The 17,593-nt window shown below is 70.2% G+C and carries 19 protein-coding genes, 1 tRNA gene and 1 pseudogene; 8 read left to right on the top strand and 13 right to left on the bottom strand.

Annotated features, from left to right (window positions below; all coding sequences use genetic code 11):
* Window positions 1–570: 570 nt before the first annotated feature.
* The 4 genes and pseudogenes from AB0B29_RS20840 to AB0B29_RS20825 all read right to left on the bottom strand — a co-directional run bounded on the left by AB0B29_RS20840 (window position 571) and on the right by AB0B29_RS20825 (window position 2,884).
* Entirely contained in the window at window positions 571–915 is a 345-nt protein-coding gene (locus AB0B29_RS20840) for a hypothetical protein (RefSeq protein WP_362242053.1), read from the bottom strand.
* Window positions 916–986: 71 nt separating this feature from the next.
* Window positions 987–1,163 (bottom strand): annotated as a pseudogene (locus AB0B29_RS20835) (ice-binding family protein); the annotation flags it as partial.
* Entirely contained in the window at window positions 1,139–1,567 is a 429-nt protein-coding gene (locus tag AB0B29_RS20830; protein ID WP_362242013.1) for an ice-binding family protein, read from the bottom strand. The gene AB0B29_RS20830 and the pseudogene AB0B29_RS20835, both read right to left, overlap by 25 nt.
* 483 nt (window positions 1,568–2,050) lie before the next feature.
* Complete coding sequence (locus tag AB0B29_RS20825; RefSeq protein ID WP_362241690.1) at window positions 2,051–2,884, bottom strand: ribonuclease BN; 834 nt, start codon at window positions 2,882–2,884, stop codon at window positions 2,051–2,053.
* 159 nt (window positions 2,885–3,043) lie between these two features.
* On the opposite strand from AB0B29_RS20825, the gene AB0B29_RS20820 reads away from it, so the two are divergent.
* Window positions 3,044–3,400 carry a PRC-barrel domain-containing protein gene (locus AB0B29_RS20820; protein ID WP_362241688.1) on the top strand — a complete coding sequence of 119 codons (357 nt, stop codon included), beginning with the start codon at window positions 3,044–3,046 and terminating at the stop codon, window positions 3,398–3,400.
* A gap of 47 nt (window positions 3,401–3,447) precedes the next feature.
* Window positions 3,448–3,609 carry a hypothetical protein gene (locus AB0B29_RS20815; protein WP_362242051.1) on the top strand — a complete coding sequence of 54 codons (162 nt, stop codon included), beginning with the start codon at window positions 3,448–3,450 and terminating at the stop codon, window positions 3,607–3,609.
* Window positions 3,610–3,645: 36 nt separating this feature from the next.
* Here the strand turns inward: AB0B29_RS20815 and amaP are convergent, their stop codons facing one another.
* From amaP to AB0B29_RS20790, 5 genes are read right to left on the bottom strand one after another with little or no spacing between them, the layout of a single operon-like run.
* Window positions 3,646–4,239 carry an alkaline shock response membrane anchor protein AmaP gene (gene amaP / locus AB0B29_RS20810; protein ID WP_362241686.1) on the bottom strand — a complete coding sequence of 198 codons (594 nt, stop codon included), beginning with the start codon at window positions 4,237–4,239 and terminating at the stop codon, window positions 3,646–3,648.
* Between the two features lie 11 nt (window positions 4,240–4,250).
* The gene (locus AB0B29_RS20805) at window positions 4,251–4,940 is read right to left on the bottom strand and encodes a DUF6286 domain-containing protein (RefSeq protein ID WP_362241683.1); all 690 of its coding nucleotides are present in this window, start codon (window positions 4,938–4,940) and stop codon (window positions 4,251–4,253) included.
* The gene (locus tag AB0B29_RS20800) at window positions 4,937–5,380 is read right to left on the bottom strand and encodes an Asp23/Gls24 family envelope stress response protein (RefSeq protein WP_362241681.1); all 444 of its coding nucleotides are present in this window, start codon (window positions 5,378–5,380) and stop codon (window positions 4,937–4,939) included. Before AB0B29_RS20800 ends, AB0B29_RS20805 begins: the two co-directional genes overlap by 4 nt.
* Window positions 5,377–5,604 (bottom strand): hypothetical protein, encoded by a 228-nt coding sequence (locus AB0B29_RS20795; RefSeq protein WP_362241679.1) that lies wholly within the window; start codon window positions 5,602–5,604, stop codon window positions 5,377–5,379. The genes AB0B29_RS20800 and AB0B29_RS20795 overlap by 4 nt, the downstream gene beginning before the upstream one ends.
* Window positions 5,605–5,642: 38 nt before the next feature.
* Window positions 5,643–6,074 (bottom strand): Asp23/Gls24 family envelope stress response protein, encoded by a 432-nt coding sequence (locus tag AB0B29_RS20790; RefSeq protein ID WP_362241676.1) that lies wholly within the window; start codon window positions 6,072–6,074, stop codon window positions 5,643–5,645.
* A 681-nt stretch (window positions 6,075–6,755) separates the two neighbouring features.
* Here AB0B29_RS20790 and AB0B29_RS20785 point away from each other — a divergent pair.
* Window positions 6,756–7,097 (top strand): hypothetical protein, encoded by a 342-nt coding sequence (locus AB0B29_RS20785; protein WP_362241673.1) that lies wholly within the window; start codon window positions 6,756–6,758, stop codon window positions 7,095–7,097.
* Between the two features lie 187 nt (window positions 7,098–7,284).
* Here AB0B29_RS20785 and AB0B29_RS20780 read toward each other — a convergent pair.
* Window positions 7,285–7,371, bottom strand: a tRNA-Ser gene (locus tag AB0B29_RS20780).
* A 63-nt stretch (window positions 7,372–7,434) separates the two neighbouring features.
* Window positions 7,435–8,868, bottom strand: a complete 1,434-nt coding sequence (locus AB0B29_RS20775; protein ID WP_362241671.1) for a S1C family serine protease — start codon at window positions 8,866–8,868, stop codon at window positions 7,435–7,437.
* 285 nt (window positions 8,869–9,153) lie between these two features.
* On the opposite strand from AB0B29_RS20775, the gene AB0B29_RS20770 reads away from it, so the two are divergent.
* The 3 genes from AB0B29_RS20770 to AB0B29_RS20760 all read left to right on the top strand — a co-directional run bounded on the left by AB0B29_RS20770 (window position 9,154) and on the right by AB0B29_RS20760 (window position 12,134).
* A complete protein-coding gene (locus AB0B29_RS20770) occupies window positions 9,154–9,981 on the top strand; it encodes a glycerophosphodiester phosphodiesterase (RefSeq protein WP_362241668.1) in 828 nt (275 codons plus the stop codon).
* Between the two features lie 202 nt (window positions 9,982–10,183).
* Window positions 10,184–10,822: an ATP-binding protein gene (locus AB0B29_RS20765; RefSeq protein WP_362241666.1), complete on the top strand. Its 639-nt coding sequence runs from the start codon at window positions 10,184–10,186 to the stop codon at window positions 10,820–10,822.
* 322 nt (window positions 10,823–11,144) lie between these two features.
* On the top strand, window positions 11,145–12,134 hold the full coding sequence (locus tag AB0B29_RS20760; protein ID WP_362241663.1) for a DUF5926 family protein: 990 nt from the start codon (window positions 11,145–11,147) through the stop codon (window positions 12,132–12,134).
* A 250-nt stretch (window positions 12,135–12,384) separates the two neighbouring features.
* On the opposite strand, the gene AB0B29_RS20755 is transcribed toward AB0B29_RS20760, so the two are convergent.
* Entirely contained in the window at window positions 12,385–13,089 is a 705-nt protein-coding gene (locus tag AB0B29_RS20755; protein WP_362241660.1) for a hypothetical protein, read from the bottom strand.
* Window positions 13,090–13,144: 55 nt separating this feature from the next.
* Window positions 13,145–13,810 (bottom strand): bifunctional DNA primase/polymerase, encoded by a 666-nt coding sequence (locus tag AB0B29_RS20750; RefSeq protein ID WP_362241657.1) that lies wholly within the window; start codon window positions 13,808–13,810, stop codon window positions 13,145–13,147.
* Between the two features lie 504 nt (window positions 13,811–14,314).
* On the opposite strand from AB0B29_RS20750, the gene AB0B29_RS20745 reads away from it, so the two are divergent.
* Together AB0B29_RS20745 and AB0B29_RS20740 are read left to right on the top strand one after the other, a co-directional pair.
* On the top strand, window positions 14,315–15,829 hold the full coding sequence (locus tag AB0B29_RS20745) for a PP2C family protein-serine/threonine phosphatase (RefSeq protein ID WP_362241655.1): 1,515 nt from the start codon (window positions 14,315–14,317) through the stop codon (window positions 15,827–15,829).
* A gap of 82 nt (window positions 15,830–15,911) precedes the next feature.
* Complete coding sequence (locus tag AB0B29_RS20740; RefSeq protein WP_362241653.1) at window positions 15,912–17,369, top strand: aminopeptidase P family protein; 1,458 nt, start codon at window positions 15,912–15,914, stop codon at window positions 17,367–17,369.
* Window positions 17,370–17,593: the final 224 nt, after the last annotated feature.

The raw sequence follows: 17,593 nt of genomic DNA, 5'->3' as shown, positions 1-17,593 counted from the left end.
AGTGGACGCCGACGGAATTCGTGAGGCACGGCAGTCTCATGCTTCCCGCAACAAGGAGGATTATCATCTTCATCACCCGAATACGCGAGTAGAACCGTGGGCCGCATCGGCCGAACGGAGGAAGGCCCCCCGCTTGACCCGCTCAGGACCGCACGCCGACAGGGTGAAGAAGCAGGTGCCTGTAGCCCGACGGGCCTCTGTACCACCGTTGCCGTCGGCCCCGAATGAGCGGTCAGTCCCGGCTGCAAGGCTTCGAGGATTGACGTTTTACTCCTGGCGATGCCCGCGCCCCCAGAACTGCCTACGGCGCGCGACGGAATCGATGGCGATCCGCCGCGCGCCGTTTGTTCCCCTGGCTGCTGATCTCTACATCAGAAGCCGGGCAATCCCTACCAGGCACATGGCCGGGTCAGCTAATGCCCAGACCATGACGGGGTGTCTGCCCAGCCATGACCGTCGCGCTCATCGTGCTTCTTGCCCTCGTCGTGGTGGCCGTGCTCATCGTCCTTCTTGCCCTCGTCGTGGTGGCCGTGCTCATCGTCCTTCTTGCCCTCGTCGTGGTGGCCGTGCTCATCGTCCTTCTTGCCCCCATCGTGGTGGCCGCCGTCCGTGGGAGTCCCGGTGGGAGTGCCCGTCGGAGTCCCGGTGGGAGTGCCCGTCGGAGTCCCGGTGGGAGTGCCCGTCGGAGTCCCGGTGGGAGTGCCCGTCGGAGTGCCGGTGGGAGTGCCCGTCGGAGTCCCCGTCGGAGTGCCGGTGGGAGTGCCCGTCGGAGTCCCGGTGGGAGTCCCCGTCGGAGTCCCGGTGGGAGTCCCCGTCGGAGTGCCGGTGGGAGTCCCCGTCGGAGTCCCGGTGGGAGTCCCCGTCGGAGTCCCGGTGGGAGTCCCCGTCGGAGTCCCGGTGGGGCTGGTCCCGCACTCACCCTGGAAGATCGTGTTGGAGTCCAGCGACACAGCGCCGTTGCGGGCCAGCAGCCGGCCGTTGACGGTCGTGTTCGTGTTGGCAGTGATCGAGGTCAAGGCCAGGACGTTACCCACGAATTTGGTGCCGGTACCGAGGGTGGCCGAGCTGCCGATCTGCCAGTACACGTTGCACGGGTTGGCGCCATTGGTGAAACTCACCGAGCTTGCGGAAGCCGTCGTCAGCGTCGAGCCGACCTGGAACACCCAGACGGCGTTGGGGTTGCCCTGGCCGTTGAGGGTGAGGGTGCCGGTGATCTGGGCGCGCTGACGGGCACCTTGTAGACGCCCGGAACCAGTGTCTGGCCGCCGAGCTCCACGGGGTTTCCGGTGTACGTGACGTCCGGTGCCTGCCCGGCGGCCTGGTTGTACGCCGTGGTCAGATCGTTCTGGGCCTGGAGAGCCTCGGCGTCACCAGCGTGGATGGTTCCGGGCGGCAGCACTGCGCCGGGCGGGAACCCCACGATCGCCGAACCCGGAGCCACCCCGACGTTGCGCTCGACCGTCGTCGGGCCGGTGTTGGTGACTGTCGAACCCGCCAGTACTCCGAAATTGCCTGCCGTACCCAGAGGCACGGCCGTGGCAACGGCTTCAGCGCGTGTCGGCGACATCGCGATCACAGCAGCGGCGATCACCGCGGTTACTACCGCAGTGATCCAAAGTGACATGGAGCGCCATCGTGACGCACCAAGGAGATTCAGTGTCATCGAGGGGCCAATTCCTGTGAGGGGTGATGCCTACATCGGCGGTTCTGACAGCGGCATATTATTCGAGGAAGCGATCGATTCACGGTCACCTCAAGGGTCTTCGCTGGAATTGACCAACCAATCGCGAAATTCTTAATAATGCTTAATGGGCCGGATGGCGCTCACTGCTCTGCTCCGGACGGGCACCTCGGAAACGGCACCAAGAATCGCAATTTCCCAGCGTGCCCGACGTGGGGGCGAAGATGCTCACGATCTCGAATCTCGCGAAAAGTTCGTTGGCAGCCGTTCTCACCTATTTGGGCGGCCACCCATAAAGCTCGATGACGGAGACAAGGAGCAGCGGCGGCCACGGGCTGCCTTGAGTCGGGTGTTCCCTGGCTCCACGCCTCACTCGCGCCGTTTCAGTGGGTGTGCCATCCGGGGGAGTTCTTCCCACAGCAGCCGGCCGACCAGCGCGCCGCCGAAGACCACGACACCCACGCCGACCAGCCAGGACTCGATGACCAGGACGGTTCCGACGGGCCCGTAACTGACGGCGTTGGATGCGATCAACGGCGAGAAGACCAGCCTGGAGAAGACCCTCAGGCCGAGCAGTCCGATCACGGTGGCCACGGCGCCGGGCAGCAGGGCACGCCAGCGGACCCTCCCGCCGAGCAGCAGACGTTGGGACCACCACAGGAACAACACGGCACTCAGCGATGCGACGGCCCCACCCGCCAGAGGTTCGCGCCGCAGCGTGGTGGTGGCGGAGACGTAGAGGTATCCGGTGAGGACGCCGAGCCACACCACATGCCGCCATCGGGCCCACCAGCGGGCCGGTGGCAGGTCCCAGACCTTCTCGTAGCCGGTCTGCACCGCCGCCCCGAAGGTCAGGCCGAACACGGCAAGGGCGGCGATACCGAACGCGGTCGTGGTCCGCAGGGCCTGACCGGGCCGGATGAACAACTGCTCGACCTGCCGCCTGGAAGCCGTCGACACGCCGAGCCCTTCCCCCAGCCACTGCGCGAACCCCCGCCCGTGCTCGACGTCGGCAGCGGAGACAATGATCAGCAGCGGTACCAACGTGAGCAGCCCCAGCGCCGCGAAGCCCAGCGAACGCGACCACAGCTCGATATCCCTGCTCCGCCTCCATCCCCGCCCGACGGGCGAACGGCTGACCACGCGGTGCAGCCGCCCGGACCGAGACGAACGGTCCGCATCACCGGAAGGCTGTATCGGCATGCCTGCCGACTACCACGTTCGAAACCCTTGCCACGCGAGGGCGCGAAGCGAAGATTCGCGGATAGCCTGAACGAACAAAGGGCCACCGAGGTTCAGCAGGCTGTGACTGCCCGCAGGGCGGCTCGACCCGGCCCGGATCAACGGCTCAGGAGGCAGGCCATGATCCATTCAGCCGATATCCGCGAGTGGCGCAACCGCAGCGTCGTCGACCCGAAGGGCCACAAGATCGGCGTGCTCGAAGCGGTCTACGTGGACACCACCACCGACGAACCGGCCATGGCCACAGTCCGCACCGGACTGCCCACCCGCCACCACCTGGCCTTCGTACCCCTCGACGAGGCAATCCTCGGGCCCGGCTACATCAAGGTCTCCTACGCCAAGACGTTGGTGAAGAGGGCGCCCTCACTCGGCATGGACGACATCCTGCCCGCCGAGTCGGAGGAAGCGATCTTCCAGCACTACGACATGCCCTACCGGACGGGAGCAGGCGGCGAGCGGCAACTCGCGCGCCGCTGACTCCCGCGCTCATCCACCCCTGGGAGGGCGAACGCGTCATGGCCTTCTTGCTGCTTCTCGTTCTGGTCGCCGTCGTGCTGGGAATCATCGGAGTGGCGGCCGAGGGGCTGGGCTACTTGTTGATCATCGGCATCGCGATTCTCGGGGTCGCGCTGGCCCTCATCGCAGTCCGCTGGTCCCAGCGCACCGGTCGGCGTCCCATCCGATAACACCGGCAGCCCACCCGCGTCCCCCTTGGCCCGTAGTCAGGCGACGCGGTCGGCGTGGTGGCGGGCTTCCCGGAGTCTGACCTTCGACGGGAGGCGGTCCAAGCCGGCCGAGTCCCGCGCGTGTACGAGCGTTTCCCGGGTCAGTCGCCCCAGAATCCGTGCCGGATCCGCGTGAGGCTCCAGCAACAGCCGCACACGTGCGGCCGGAGCAGTACGCCGGCCTGTCAGCCGTACACGGGCCCGCGCCACCCCGTCCAGGTACTGCGCCTCCTCCTCGATGGCGTCCTCCAGCGCGCGGCCGTCGAGTCGAGTCGCCGCGCCCTCTTCGCTGTCGACGAGAACCTGGCCCAGGCGGTGTCTGCGCTGTGCGAAGAGCCACCACAGCAGCAAAGCCAGCAGCACGGCGAGCACCGCGATCACGGTCGGCCACCACCAGCCCTCTTCCCGCCACCGGGTGCGTCCCTCGGCGCCCAGCACCACATCGTCCGGCCCGCGGAAGGGCCACCACCCCGGCACGCCGAAACCCCAGTGGCGCTGCAGATCCAGTCCGCCCAGCAGCACCCCGCCGCCCAGGGCGAAGAGCCCAAGGCCGAGCAGCCCCAGCAGCACCCGGTTCACTCCCGTGAGCATCAAGAATCACCTCAGCCCTTCTTCGGGCGCCGGACGCGCACGGTCAGCGCGGGTTTCCGGGCGAGGCCCAAGGACGTCACGGCTTCGCCCAGCGTGGCGTCCAGGTCCGCGCGAACCTCCTCGAGATCGCGGAAGTGTGCCTCTGCCCGGGCTTTGACCTTCCGGCGGCCGACAGCGACCCGCGTCGACTGGACACCGGGCACCTGCACGGCACGGTCGCGCAGAACAAGGGCGGCCGCACGGCGATCGAGCCCGGCGCGGACCTCCTCTGTCCCCGGGTTACCGGTGGGCTGCCGCATGGGCAGCAGCCTTCGCAGCCCCGGCGTCACCGCCAGCAGGAAAAGCCACAGGCCGAGGGCCATCGCCACCGCGGCCCCGACGATCATCCAGGTGTCATCCAGGGGCCGTGTGGCCAGTTCATCGGCGAGCCGACGCCGCCAGTCCATCGCGGGCCCGCCGACCCGCACCGAGACCACGTCGTACAGGAACAGGCCAGTGGCTGCGACGGACAGCAGGGCGACCAAGGCCGCAGGGAGCAGCCGCGCAGACCAGAAACGGCGCGCCGAACGGCCCGATGCGCCGACCGATGCCGTCGAGCCCGCGTCCGCCCCGGGGGCGCCATCGGCGGACGGAGTTGCCTGCCCGGGATCGGAGGAAAGGTCGCTGTCACCGGTCGGCTGACGCCAGGTGTTCGCGCTCATCTCACCCTCGCCTGGTCCGTGTGCCGCGCATGCTCCGAGTGCAGCCTCTCCACCGACACCGAGAAGTCGGACACCTCCATGCCGACCCATGTCCTGAGCCGTTCGGTGACCTCCCGGCGCACTGCGGCGCACTGCGCCCCGATGTCGGACGGATAACCGAGCTCGACGGTGATGCGCATACGTACCTCGCCGATGGCCTGCCGTCCGGCGGCGGACTCGTCGTCTCCTCCGGCGGTATTCCGCTCCGGTGCCCGCCGCACGGATGTGGCCACGTGTGGCGTACGGCGGCCGGGCGGTACGTGGCCGGCCGACTCGGGGAACCGGCTCAGCGCCTCACGCGCCACGTAGGAAGCGATCTTCGCGACGACCCGGTCGGTGACGGTGATCGCACCGCGCTCCCCGCGGGGAATGCCCGGACGCCGGTCGACTCCACCGGTCACTGCCGCCAGTCTCCCCGAGCCCGTCGCCGGTCATCGCGGATCCGCTCCTGCCGGTCCCGGCGGCGGACGAAGTCGCCCGGTTCGAGATCACCTTCCATGAACCGCCCGACCAAGAGTCCGACGACGCCCAGCCCGAGCACCAGCAGGAAAGCCCAGAAGTTGCCGAAATACGCGGCGAAACCCAGCGCCATTCCGGCCATCAAGCCCACCACGGCCCTGCTCATCACGCGCTCCTTCAGTCAAGCGGGCTGCACCGCCCCGGCTACTGGATCCGGGGCCGCTCTTCGCCTTCGTCCTCCTCGTCGGGCAGCTTCACGTCGCTGACCATGATGTTGACTTCGACGACGTCCCGGCCCGCCATCCGCTCCACCGCGGAGATCACGTTCTCCCGCACCTCACCGGCCACGTCCGTGATGGAGACGCCGTAGTCGACGACGAGCTCCAGATCGATGGCCGCCTGCTTCTCTCCGACCTCGACGCTGACCCCGCGCGTGGCGGATTTGCCACTGCCGGCGCCGGGCATCCGCTCCCGCATGGATCCCATCGAGCGGGCGAATCCGCTGCCCAGGGCATAGACGCCGCGCACGTCCCGTGCCGCCATTGCGGCGATCTTCTCCACCACCACATCGGCGATGGTCGTCCGGCCACGAGACTCGGGGGCACCACTGTGCATCAGGCCGGTGTTCTCAGTCATAGGGACATTCCTCCCTTAAGAAGCCCACCTGGCACCATTTGTTCATATTATATTCACATCAGGACGTTTTGACCGAAGCCCGGACCGTGGCGGGGTGGTCCGACGGATGGCCCGAACGTCCCCGCCGGGAGCCCTCGGGGACACTGCGGGTTCAGTGCGGCAGGAAGAGAACCGTGGCCAGGGAAGAGAGAGGGTGAGAAGCCGGTGACCGAGGCATGGACGCCGGCAGCACGGCACCAGATCGACCTGAGCCGACTGCTCCCGCTCGGCGGGCCCGATGACGGGACATGGATCACCGAGCAAGCAGCGGTACGGGCCCTCAGACGTGCGGCAGCCGAGATTCCCGGTGTCTGGCTGGAGTCTGTGCGCATCGGGGCGGCGCCGCTCGAGGCCGTGTCCGAGCCTGCTGTCCGTCCGCCGGTCGGCGCGCTACCGCCCGGCCCACTCAGGATCGAAGCCGCATTCACAGCATCCCCCGGGCAGCCGTTGCCTGAGTCCGCCGAACAGTTGAGGAGCGCACTGCTCAAAACGGCAACTGACCGGCTCGGCCTGGCCACCCTGACAGCCGACCTGCGCGTCACGGATCTCCATGACGGCTCGGGGACAGGCGTACGGTCACGGACCGCAGCGAGGGCCACGAGGCCCGCGCCGGAAGCTGCCGCCGCGCGAAGTTCACCTCCGGTGGCCGGTACAGAATTCCTGTGGGGGCTCGTCGGTGAGCTGGCGGACGTCGCAGCGGACGTTCCGGGCGTCGCCCGCCTCACCGCCGTGCTGGGAAGCCGCCCGGTCAAGGTGGAGGACCATGACGATCCCCCCGGCCGCCACATCGAGGTCCAGCTCGCGGTCGCCCGCGAACACCATCCGCTGGAAGTCGCTCGCGCCGTCCGGGCCGCCGTAGCCGCCACAGCCACCACCGACACCCCGGGCCCGGTCACCGCCGCCGTCCTCATCACAGAGACCGCGGCACCGCCGGCCAGGCGTCAGGTTGCTCAAGGGGGCTACGGAACACGGCACCCCGCCTGATCGTCAACGTGGTGGTTCCGCGTCAGGACGACTACCGGCAAGCAGGGCTGTCCCACAGGCCCAAGCCGGTCCACATGCACTGGGCGACAATGCGACACAGCCGGATCAAGGTGAGACAGGACCCACGCCGAAGGGGTGCCCCTCAGCGAGAAGCACCCCTTCTGACCTGCAACATCTATGACCTGCGCGGAGGCGGTGGGATTTGAACCCACGGTGACATCGCTGCCACGACGGTTTTCAAGACCGTTCCCTTCGGCCGCTCGGGCACGCCTCCCCGCGCCGGCCGTGATCGGCGGCGCGGGGACAAGGGTAACGGGTCGGTGCGGGCGGGTGGGGGTCAGTTGTCGCCGACGCGGGAGCCGAGCGTGACGTCGACCGTGTGCTGCTTGCCGCCGCGCTCGTACGTGATCGTGACCTTGTCGCCCGGCTGGTGGGTCCAGATCTCGCCGATCAGGGTCGGGCCGGAGTCGATCACCCGGTCGTCCAGCTTGGTGATGACGTCGCCCGGCTTGAGGCCCGCCTTGGCCGCCGGGCCGCCCGGCTCGACCGGTGCCGCACCGCCCGCGCCCTGGTCGGTGATCTGCGCACCGTCGGAGCCGTCGTCCAGGGAGACGGACGCGCCGATCTTCGCGTACACCGGCTTGCCGGTTTTGATCAGCTCCTGGGCGACGTACTTGGCCTGGTTGATCGGGATGGCGAAGCCCAGGCCGATCGAGCCCGACTGCCCCGTGCCGAAGCCGCCGTTGCCGGTGGACTGGATCGCGGAGTTGATGCCGATGACGTTGCCCTGCGCGTCCAGCAGCGGACCGCCGGAGTTGCCCGGGTTGATCGAGGCGTCGGTCTGCAGGGCGCTCATGTACGACGCCTGGCTGCCGCTGCCGTCGCTGGAGGCCACCGGGCGGTTCTTGGCGCTGATGATGCCCGTCGTCACCGTGTCGGACAGCCCGAACGGGGCGCCGATCGCGATGGTCGCGTCCCCGACGGCGATCTTGTCCGAGTCGCCGAGGGTGAGCGGCTTCAGGTCGGAGGGGGCGTTCTTGAGCTTGATGACGGCCACGTCGTAGCCCTGCGCGTGACCGACCACCTCGGCGTCGTACTTCTTGCCGCTCGGGAAGGTCGCCGAGAGTTTGCCGCCGTCCACCGCGTCCGCCACCACGTGGTTGTTGGTGACGATGTGGCCCTGCTTGTCGAAGACGAAGCCCGTGCCGGTGCCGCCCTCGCCGCTGGTGCTCTCGGCCTCGATCGTGACCGTGCTCGGCAGCGCCTTGGCGGCGACACCCGCGGTCGTGCCCGGGTCGCGCTTGACGTCGCCGCCGTTCGAGGAGGCCGAGACCGTCGTCGAACCGGTGCTCTCGTCGTTGTCCTTCGCCAGCACGTAGCCGAGCCCGCCGCCCGCGCCGCCCGCGACCAGCGCGGCCACCAGGACCGCGGCCACCAGACCGCCGCGCCTGCGACCGGACGCCGGTGCCGGCTGCTGGTACGACGAACCCCAGCCGCCCGAGCCCGACCCGGAACCGCCGTCGCCGTACGGGGCGGTCGGCGGCGGGGGCGGCGGCCAGGACGGGTCGGGGGCCGAAGAAGATGCGCCGGGGTGTCCGGCGCCGCCCTGCCCCTGGGGGACCTGCCCCTGGGGGACTTGCCCCTGGGCGTCCTGTCCGTACGGACCCTGGTGGGCCTGTCCCTGGGGCGCCGGAGCAGCGGGAGCGTCCACCGGCACGGGGGGTGCGGACGGGGCGGGGGGTACCGCGGTGCCCTCGTTCTCGGTGCTCACAGCTTCTCTCCTAGATCCACGGCCGTTTCCGGGTCGCATGCGTTCACGCTTTTCACGCCGTCGACGGGTCCGGCGCGATACAGCTGAGCTTGTCCCTTTGTATGCCGTCAGCTTTTCCCACAGGCCGTCAGGGCACCATAAGCGGTGGCTGTGCGTCCGAGGCCATTCTTTATATAGGTCATTAAAGGCGAAAAGGATGCAATCCCAACGCCTCCGTCCGGACCTGCGTCTCCGTCGAGTCCGTCCGACCGGACGCGTACCCGCACTCGGTGGCACCATGACGCGGTGACCCACGCACGACAGCACGTGATTCAAGTCGTCGCCCACCGCGGAGCCTCCGAGGACGCCCCGGAACACACCCTGGCCGCGTACACCAAGGCGATCGAGGACGGCGCGGACGCCCTCGAATGCGATGTGCGCCTGACCGCCGACGGCCACCTGGTGTGTGTACACGACCGCCGGATCAACCGTACGTCCAACGGCCGCGGCGCGGTCTCCGCGCTGGAACTGGCTGACCTCGCCGCCCTGGACTTCGGCTCCTGGAAGACGGGCGAGGCCTGGAAGGGACGCGACGAGGAACCCGACTGGGAGCACCGTCCGGAGGACCGCGAGGCGACCTCCGTACTCACCCTGGAGCGGCTGCTGGAACTGGTCGCCGACGCCGGGCGCCGCGTGGAACTGGCCATCGAGACCAAGCACCCCACGCGCTGGGCCGGGCAGGTCGAGGACCGGCTGCTGGAGCTGCTGAAGCGGTTCGGCCTCGACGCCCCGGCCTCCGCGGCGCAGTCACAGGTGCGGGTCATGAGCTTCTCCGCCCGCTCGCTGCACCGCGTGCGCGCCGCCTCGCCGATGCTGCCGACGGTCTACCTGACCCAGTTCCTCTCACCCAGGCTGCGCGACGGGCGGCTGCCCCCGGGCGTGCGGATCGCCGGCCCCTCCCTTCGCATCGTGCGCAACCATCCCACGTACGTCGAGCGGCTGAAGCAGGCCGGCCACCAGGTGCACGTGTGGACCGTGAACGAGCCCGGGGACGTGGACCACTGCGTCGAGCTGGGCGTCGACGCCATCATCACCAACCGCCCACGCGCGGTGCTCGAGCAGCTCGGCCGCTGAGCCGGCCCGGCCGCTGAGTCGGCTCGGCACCTGGCGTCCGAACCCGGTTCGACCAACCTCTCAAGTCCCATCAGACCCACGCACACCTCTTGACCCCGCGCCCTGCCGGGCGGGATCCTCCCCTCTCGGCCACACCGATGATTTTCAGCCAGCGGTTACAGGGAGTGCTCCGGCGCGTTCGATCCGTATTCGGTCGTGGTGAATGCGTCACCGGACGTGGATTGGCCGGTTTCCGGTACAGGCCAATGGGGCATCCACACCGTGGCGTGGGGCGAAGGAGGTCTCGGGGGTGGCGTTGGTGGTGGCACAGGAGGTGCCCACGTCGTCGAGCATGGCCGTTCCCCATGGCCCTGCGGGCGTGGGGGAAGCGCGACACCGGATGCGTGCGCAGTTGCGCGGAGGTGGAGTCGCGGAATCGGTCATCGACGATGCCGTACTGATCCTTTCCGAGCTCTTGAGCAACGCCTGCAAGCACGGCAGACCCCTGGGCGACGCACTGTCCGGTGACGGTGACGTGCGTGCCGCGTGGCGCGTGGAGCCGGCCGGCCGGCTCGTCGTGGAGGTCACGGACGGCGGCGGCCCGACCCGCCCCGCCCCCGCGACCCCCTCGGTCACGGCGCACGGCGGCCGCGGGCTGAACATCATCACCGCCCTCGCCGACGACTGGGGCGTACGGGACGACATCCGCGGCGAGGTCACCGTGTGGGTCATCGTCCACGACGACGTGCACGATCCGGACGCCGGCCACCGCCGCGACGACTTCGCGACGCGTGTCGCCGCCCCCGCGGTCTCCCAGATACCCGGGCTGGACTTCGCGGACGCCTTCGACGACATGGACTGAGACCAAGGGGACTGAGACCGGGGGGACTGAGACCGGGGGGACTGAGACCCGGGGGGACTGAGGCCAGAGGACCGGGACCGACGGGAACCGGAGCCCGCGAGAACCGGTGAAGGCAGGAACCGGCGAGGACAGGAACGTCGGGGACGGCGACCGGCGCGAACACGGACCGGCGGGGTCAGGACCGATGCCGTCGGGGCAGCGGCCGAGGGGCCGGGCGCGTACGCCGCGTGGGTCGGGTGTTGTCCACAGGACCCCGTGGGCCGGGGCACGAGCGGCTAGGCTCGCGACCGTACGAGACCAGCCGTAACCGGGAGACCCATCGATGGCCAAGAAGCGACCCCAGACGAAGGCCAAGCGCCCGCAGACGACGGGCGGCGCCCGTACCGCTGGTGCCGAGGGAGACGTTCCGGTCGTCGGCGCTCGTGAGCCCTGCCCCTGCGGCAGCGGCCGCCGCTACAAGGCCTGTCACGGCCGAGCCGCCTCGCACGCCGCGACCGAGCTGGTGCACCGCCCCTTCGAGGGCCTGCCCGGTGAGTGCGACTGGGTGGCCCTGCGTGAGCTGGTCCCGGCGGCCACGGTCGGGCTGACCCTCAAGGACGGCCTGCCCGAGGGCGTCCCGGCGGTCACCCTGGCCACGGTCCTTCCCATGGCCTGGCCGGCGCTGCGCCGCGACGACGGCTCGGTCCTGCTCGGCCTGCAGAACGACACCTCGTCCGGCGACATCAGCCGCGACCTCGCCGACACCCTGCAGCGCGCCCTCGAGGCCAAGCCCGGCACGCCTGTCCAGGGCCGCCGCGCCCCGGCCGACAGCCCGCGGCTGCAGGATCTGCTCGACCCCGAGGGCGCCTTCGAGCCAGAAGTGCACAGCGGCTTCGAGTTCTGGGTGCCGGACCCGGAGAACGCCACGCCCGACGTGACCGCCTCCCTGGAGCGGGCCAACGCCGCGGCCATCCCGACCGTCAAGCTCCAGGGCGTGGACGCCGCGTACTGGTGCGAGACGCCGGAGAAGAACCACCTGCGGTGGGTCATGCCGCACGCCGAGGAGCTGCTTCTGGACGCTCTCGCCCGGCTGCACGCCGCGGGCCGTTCCAGCCTCGGCGAGGGCACCCGGCTGGTGGGTTCCTTCCGCGCTCACGGGCTGACGGTGCCGGTGTGGGACCTGCCCAGCGGGGTCACCGCCGAGGACGTGGAGAAGCCCGCGGCGGAGTTCGCCGAGCGCCTCACCGCCGCCCTGGCGACGGACGCGCCGCTCACCGCGGACGAGCGCCGCGCCCGCGGCGGCCTCACCAACCGGCAGGTCACGCTCAGCTGACCCCGCCCCGGAGTACGGTCGGCCGGCCCACCGGCCGGCCGGCCCCCGGCACCCCCGCGGTCACAACTCCCGTCGGGGACAAGCCAGTCGGTGACTGGAAAGGCGAGTTCGAATTTGCGAACCGCCGATCTCTTGTTACCGTTTCTGTAGCCCGGTTGCTGGTGCATCCCCCGTCGCCAGCAACCGGGTCTTTGCGTCTCCGCTTCTGTCCACGGAACGCAGCGCCTCTTCAACTACTCGCATTCGCAGGCTAGTTGCTTCCGGACCGCAGCAGCAGCGGTCCCCGCCCGCCCCGCTCGGCGAACTCCGCGACGGCCGTGTACGCCGCCGGATTCCCGCGTGCGGGCTCCCTGGGCGTCTCGCACGTCCCCGGCTCGTCCTCCGCCCCCAGGGCACACGTCATCCGCACCGTGCGGTCGCCCGGGCCCATCAGGCTCAGCGCGGCGTCCAGCGCCTCGCCCGTCGTATTGCGGTAGTAGGTCCGCGCCCAGGTCTCGACACCCTGCGTCACCACACAGGTCTGCGCCTCGACGCCGTCGGGTGAGGAGAGTTCGGGGCCGCAGCGCACGGCGGTCGCCAGGCCTGGGCCGAGCACCGGAAGACCGGGGGCATCAGAGGATGCCCCGGGTGCTTTGCCGTCGGCACGTTGGGAAGGCCGCACGGCAGCGGAACCCGACGAGCGGGAACCGGAACCCGGCGCACGGGAGTCCGCGCCGGAACCGGCCGCGCGGGAGCCGGAACCGGGACCCGACGAGCGGGAGCCGGCACCGGAATCGGACGTGTGGGCACCCGTGCTCGACAGAGCCGCCGCCCGCTCGGCCTTCGCCGACTCCACCGGGCCCGCGGACGCCACCGCCAGCGGCAGTGCGATCGCGCATGCCGCGACGACGCCCGCGAGGGCGAGCAGTCTGGTCTTTCGAGGGTCCCGGGAGCGGCCCCGGGCGTGACGCCGCATGGTTCCGGAACTTAACGCGCCGGGACGGGCGCCGGGCTCAACGCGCCCGACAGCCCTAGAACTCGGGCGCGCTCACACCCGTACGAGTGAGGGCTTCGACCACGGCGTCCACCACGGCCTCGACATCGGGCACCCACGGCGAGGCGGAGCCGGGCAGCGGCGCGCGCTCCCAGCGGATCTCGCTCTGGCCCGTCTCGGAGGGCGGCAGGGCCAGGTAGCCGCCCTCGCCGTGGAAGCGGAGCGATCCTGGCACGAAGTCCTTGGCATAGAGCAGTTCACCGAGCTGCTCCATCGAGTACGGCTTGACGAGGATCGCCCAGCGGGCAGGGGAGGCGACCACCGGGCCGAGCCGCATGCCCATCTGGTCGAGCGCCTTGAGTGCGCGGGCCGCCGGCAGGGCCGGCAGCGATACCGCGCAGGGCGCGTGACCGCCGGTGGCCAGCACGATCGGCGCCATCGGCCGGTTGCCCCACCACCAGCGGACCATGCGTCCATCCGTGGTGGCCGCGAGGAGGCCGGGGTCGAAGGGGTGCGCGCCGGGCACCGTGCAGTCGGGGTCGGGGCAGCTGCAGCGGGAGCGCCCCTGCGGGTCCGCCGCCACGCCCGGAAGTACGGGCCACTGCCACTGCGTCGCGTAGGTCAGGGCCGCGTCGATCAGCTCTGGCTTCCCGTCGCTGCGCTGAGACAAGAGCCTGCGTCGCTTTCCGAGGATCTCGCGCATGAGCGCTCGTTCCTTTCCGTTGCACGCCTGGCAACACCGTGGTCCACATCACATCATGTGTCGATCACTTCACTGTGCGTACCTGTTGGCGCATCACACCCCTGCTTGAAGCAAGGGGAACCCCTATGGGTCGAGCTTTGGGCCGCCTCCGCGGCTGTCCCGCCCATACTGCGTCTGTCGAAAGCACGGGCGTGGCGCAGGGGTGGCGAAGTATGGCGTTTGCCGTCGCGCGTATTTCTCTCCGCCTCCGCCACGGGAGGATGGGGCACGGTCGTCGGTGGATAGGACGCCCGGTTCCGTCACCAGGTTCCGGGTGGCTCTCAACCACCCCTGGCCTTCACCGAGTAGGTACCCATCACGACCGTTGTGACGCTCCGTCGAGCAAGCCCAGTCGACCGCAATAAGCCGTCCCCTGAGGCAGTTTTAAGCCAACTTCGCATTTCCGCAAGAGGAAGGAGAGTTGTTCCCTCGCACCTCACGGACACCAGGAATCCCGGCAGGACAATGCTGGACATCTCCTCACGAGTGCGTGTACATGTGGAGACACTGCTAGCGACGCAGAATGACATGGGGGTTTGCGATGCTTTTGAGCAGTACGTACCGGTTGGAAGGCCGGACGCCATGAACGCTCCGCACCCTCCGAAAGTGGCCGGAATCGATTCAACGGTTCCGGCACCCGCACACACTGTCGCGCCCGTGACGGCGGACTCGTCCCCGGCCGTACCCACGAACCCCCCGGCCCCCGCCGGAGCCGTGCTCCAGGACCGTCTCGCCGGCTGGGTCTCCGACCTCACCACCCTGCACGAGCTCACCGAACGTCTGGCCCGCACCACCACGCTCGACGAGGCGCTCCAGGAGGTCCTGCGGGCCGGCGCCGCCCTGGTGGGTGCCCGGCGCGGCCTCGTCGTCATGGAACCCGGCGACGGACTCGGCCCCGACAGCACCATCGGGCTGGGCCTCGCCCGCGCCGATCTCGGCCACATCGAGACCGTGCCGCGCAGCGCCCTGTCCTACGGCCGGATCCTCGACGGGCTGCCGGGCGACGAGGGCGGCATCGCCGACCCCGACCTCCTCGCCCAGGAGGGACTCGACCCCCGCCACCGCGAGGTCGCGGCCCGCCTCGGCTACGCCGCCAGCTACGCCCTCCCCCTGACCGCCGACACCGCCGTCCGCCTCGGCGCCGCCGTCTGGCTCTACGACGAGCCCGCCGAACCGGGCGAGCGGCAGCGCCATCTCGCCGGCCTCTACGTGCGGTACGCCGCCGAGCACCTGGCCCGCCTCCTCGAACTGGAACGCACCCGCACGTCCATGGCCACGATGTCGGACGAACTGCTGCCCACGCGGCTGCCCCGGGTCGGCGGCGTCCAGCTCGCGGCCCGGCACCGCACGGGGCCGCGCGGCGGCGGCGACTGGTACGACGCGCTGCCGCTGCCGGACGCCGCCCTCGGTCTCGCCGTCGGATCCGTCACCGGCTCGGGGCCCAGCGCGGTCGCCGCGATGGGGCGGCTGCGGGCATCGTTGCGCGCGTACGCCGTGATGGAGGGCGAGGACCCGGTCGCCGTCCTGTCCGACCTGGAGCTGCTGCTGCGGCTGACCGAACCGGCCAGGTCGGCCACCGCGCTGTTCGGCTACTGCGAACCGGCCGCGCGCAAGATCACGCTGGCCGGTGCCGGGCACAGCCCGCCGCTGCTGATCGGACAGCGCCGCACCGAGTTCGTCGAGACCTCCGTCTCCGCCCCGCTGGGCATGCTCGCCTGCTGGGAGGCGCCCAGCGTGGAGATCCTCGCCGAACCCGGAGAGACGGTTCTGCTCTACACCGACGGACTGTTGCACCGCACCGGCGAGGGCACCGACCGCGCCTTCGCCCGGCTGCACGCTGCGGCGGCCTCGGTGCCGCGGGCCCTGCGCGGTGATCCCGGCGCGATCGCCGACCACGTGCTGCGGAGCGTGCTGCCGGACGGGCGGGACGCGGCCGACGGTGCGGAGGACGTCGTCCTGCTGGCGGTCCGGTTCGAATAACGCTCCTCGTCATCGCTCTGGGCGCCCTTCCCCGCCGCCGTACAGTGGACGGTGGTCCAGTGGCGTATCGAGGAGGATGACCGTGGCCGAGGAGCTCACACCGGCGACCCCGGACGAGAGCGAAGAGCCGATCAAGCAGCGGAAGAACGGACTGTACCCGGGCGTGTCCGACGAGCTGGCCGAGAACATGAAGAGCGGCTGGGCCGACACCGAGCTGCGCGACCTCGAGCCCATCCCCCAGGCCGCCGAGACCGCCGCCCGCCGGGCCGCGCTGTCCGCGCGCTTCCCGGGTGAGCGTCTGGTGATCCCCGCGGGCAATCTGAAGACCCGCTCGAACGACACCGAGTACGCCTTCCGCGCCTCCGTCGAGTACGCCTACCTCACCGGCAACCAGACCGAGGACGGCGTCCTGGTCCTGGAGCCCAGGGATGAGGGCCACGAGGCGACGATCTACCTCCTGCCGCGTTCCGACCGGGAGAACGGCGAGTTCTGGCTGGACGGCCAGGGCGAGCTGTGGGTCGGCCGCCGGCACTCCCTCACGGAGGCCGGGACGCTGTACGGCATCCCCGCCTCCGACGTGCGCGAGCTGGCCGGGTCCCTGCGCGAGGCCACCGGGCCGGTTCGGGTCGTGCGCGGGTACGACACCGGCATCGAGGCGGCCCTGACCGACAAGGTCACCGCCGAGCGCGACGAGGAGCTGCGGGTCTTCCTCTCCGAGGCGCGCCTGGTCAAGGACGAGTTCGAGATCGGCGAGCTGCAGAAGGCGGTCGACTCGACCGTGCGCGGCTTCGAGGACGTGGTGAAGGTCCTCGACAAGGCCGAGGCGACCTCCGAGCGGTACATCGAGGGCACGTTCTTCCTCCGCGCCCGGGTCGAGGGCAACGACGTCGGTTACGGCACGATCGCCGCGGCCGGGCCGCACGCCTGCACGCTGCACTGGGTGCGCAACGACGGAGCCGTCCGCTCGGGCGAGCTGCTGCTGCTCGACGCGGGTGTGGAGACGCACACGTACTACACGGCCGACGTCACGCGCACGCTGCCGATCAACGGCCGCTTCGACGAGATCCAGCGCAAGATCTACGACGCCGTGTACGAGGCCCAGGAAGCCGGGATCGCGGCGGTCAAGCCGGGCGCGAAGTACCGCGACTTCCACGACGCCGCGCAGCGGGTGCTGGCCGAGCGGCTCGTCGAGTGGGGGCTCGTCGAGGGGCCCGTGGAGCGGGTGCTGGAGCTGGGTCTGCAGCGGCGCTGGACGCTGCACGGCACCGGGCACATGCTCGGCATGGACGTCCATGACTGCGCGGCGGCGCGGGTGGAGACGTACGTCGACGGCACGCTGGAGCCGGGCATGTGCCTCACTGTCGAGCCGGGGCTGTACTTCCAGGCGGACGACCTCACCGTGCCGGAGGAGTACCGGGGCATCGGCGTGCGGATCGAGGACGACATCCTCGTGACGGAGGACGGGAACCGGAATCTGAGTGCGGCGCTGCCTCGCCGGTCGGATGAGGTCGAGGCCTGGATGGCGTCCGTCAAGGGCTGAGTGTCGTCCGCGGGTGCGGGGGGCTGGTGGCGCCTCGAAGGGGCGCGGGGTACTGCGCGACCAGCCACGCACGACCCGAGCCCGCCCACGGCGAACCCGTGGCACCCACCCCCGCGCCCCGTCCCGGGCCGCGTCCGACCGGTCGGTCAAGAAACACCAGGTCAGCGGTAGTTGACGTATGAGATCATGGCCGACCTTGCCGGTCCGACTCGGGGAACAGGCGC

The sequence above is a fragment of the Streptomyces tibetensis genome (assembly GCF_040647715.1).
Lineage (GTDB): Bacteria > Actinomycetota > Actinomycetes > Streptomycetales > Streptomycetaceae > Streptomyces > Streptomyces tibetensis_A.
The sequence above is the reverse complement of the archived record's forward strand: the minus strand, read 5'-3'. Positions and strand labels throughout refer to the sequence as shown.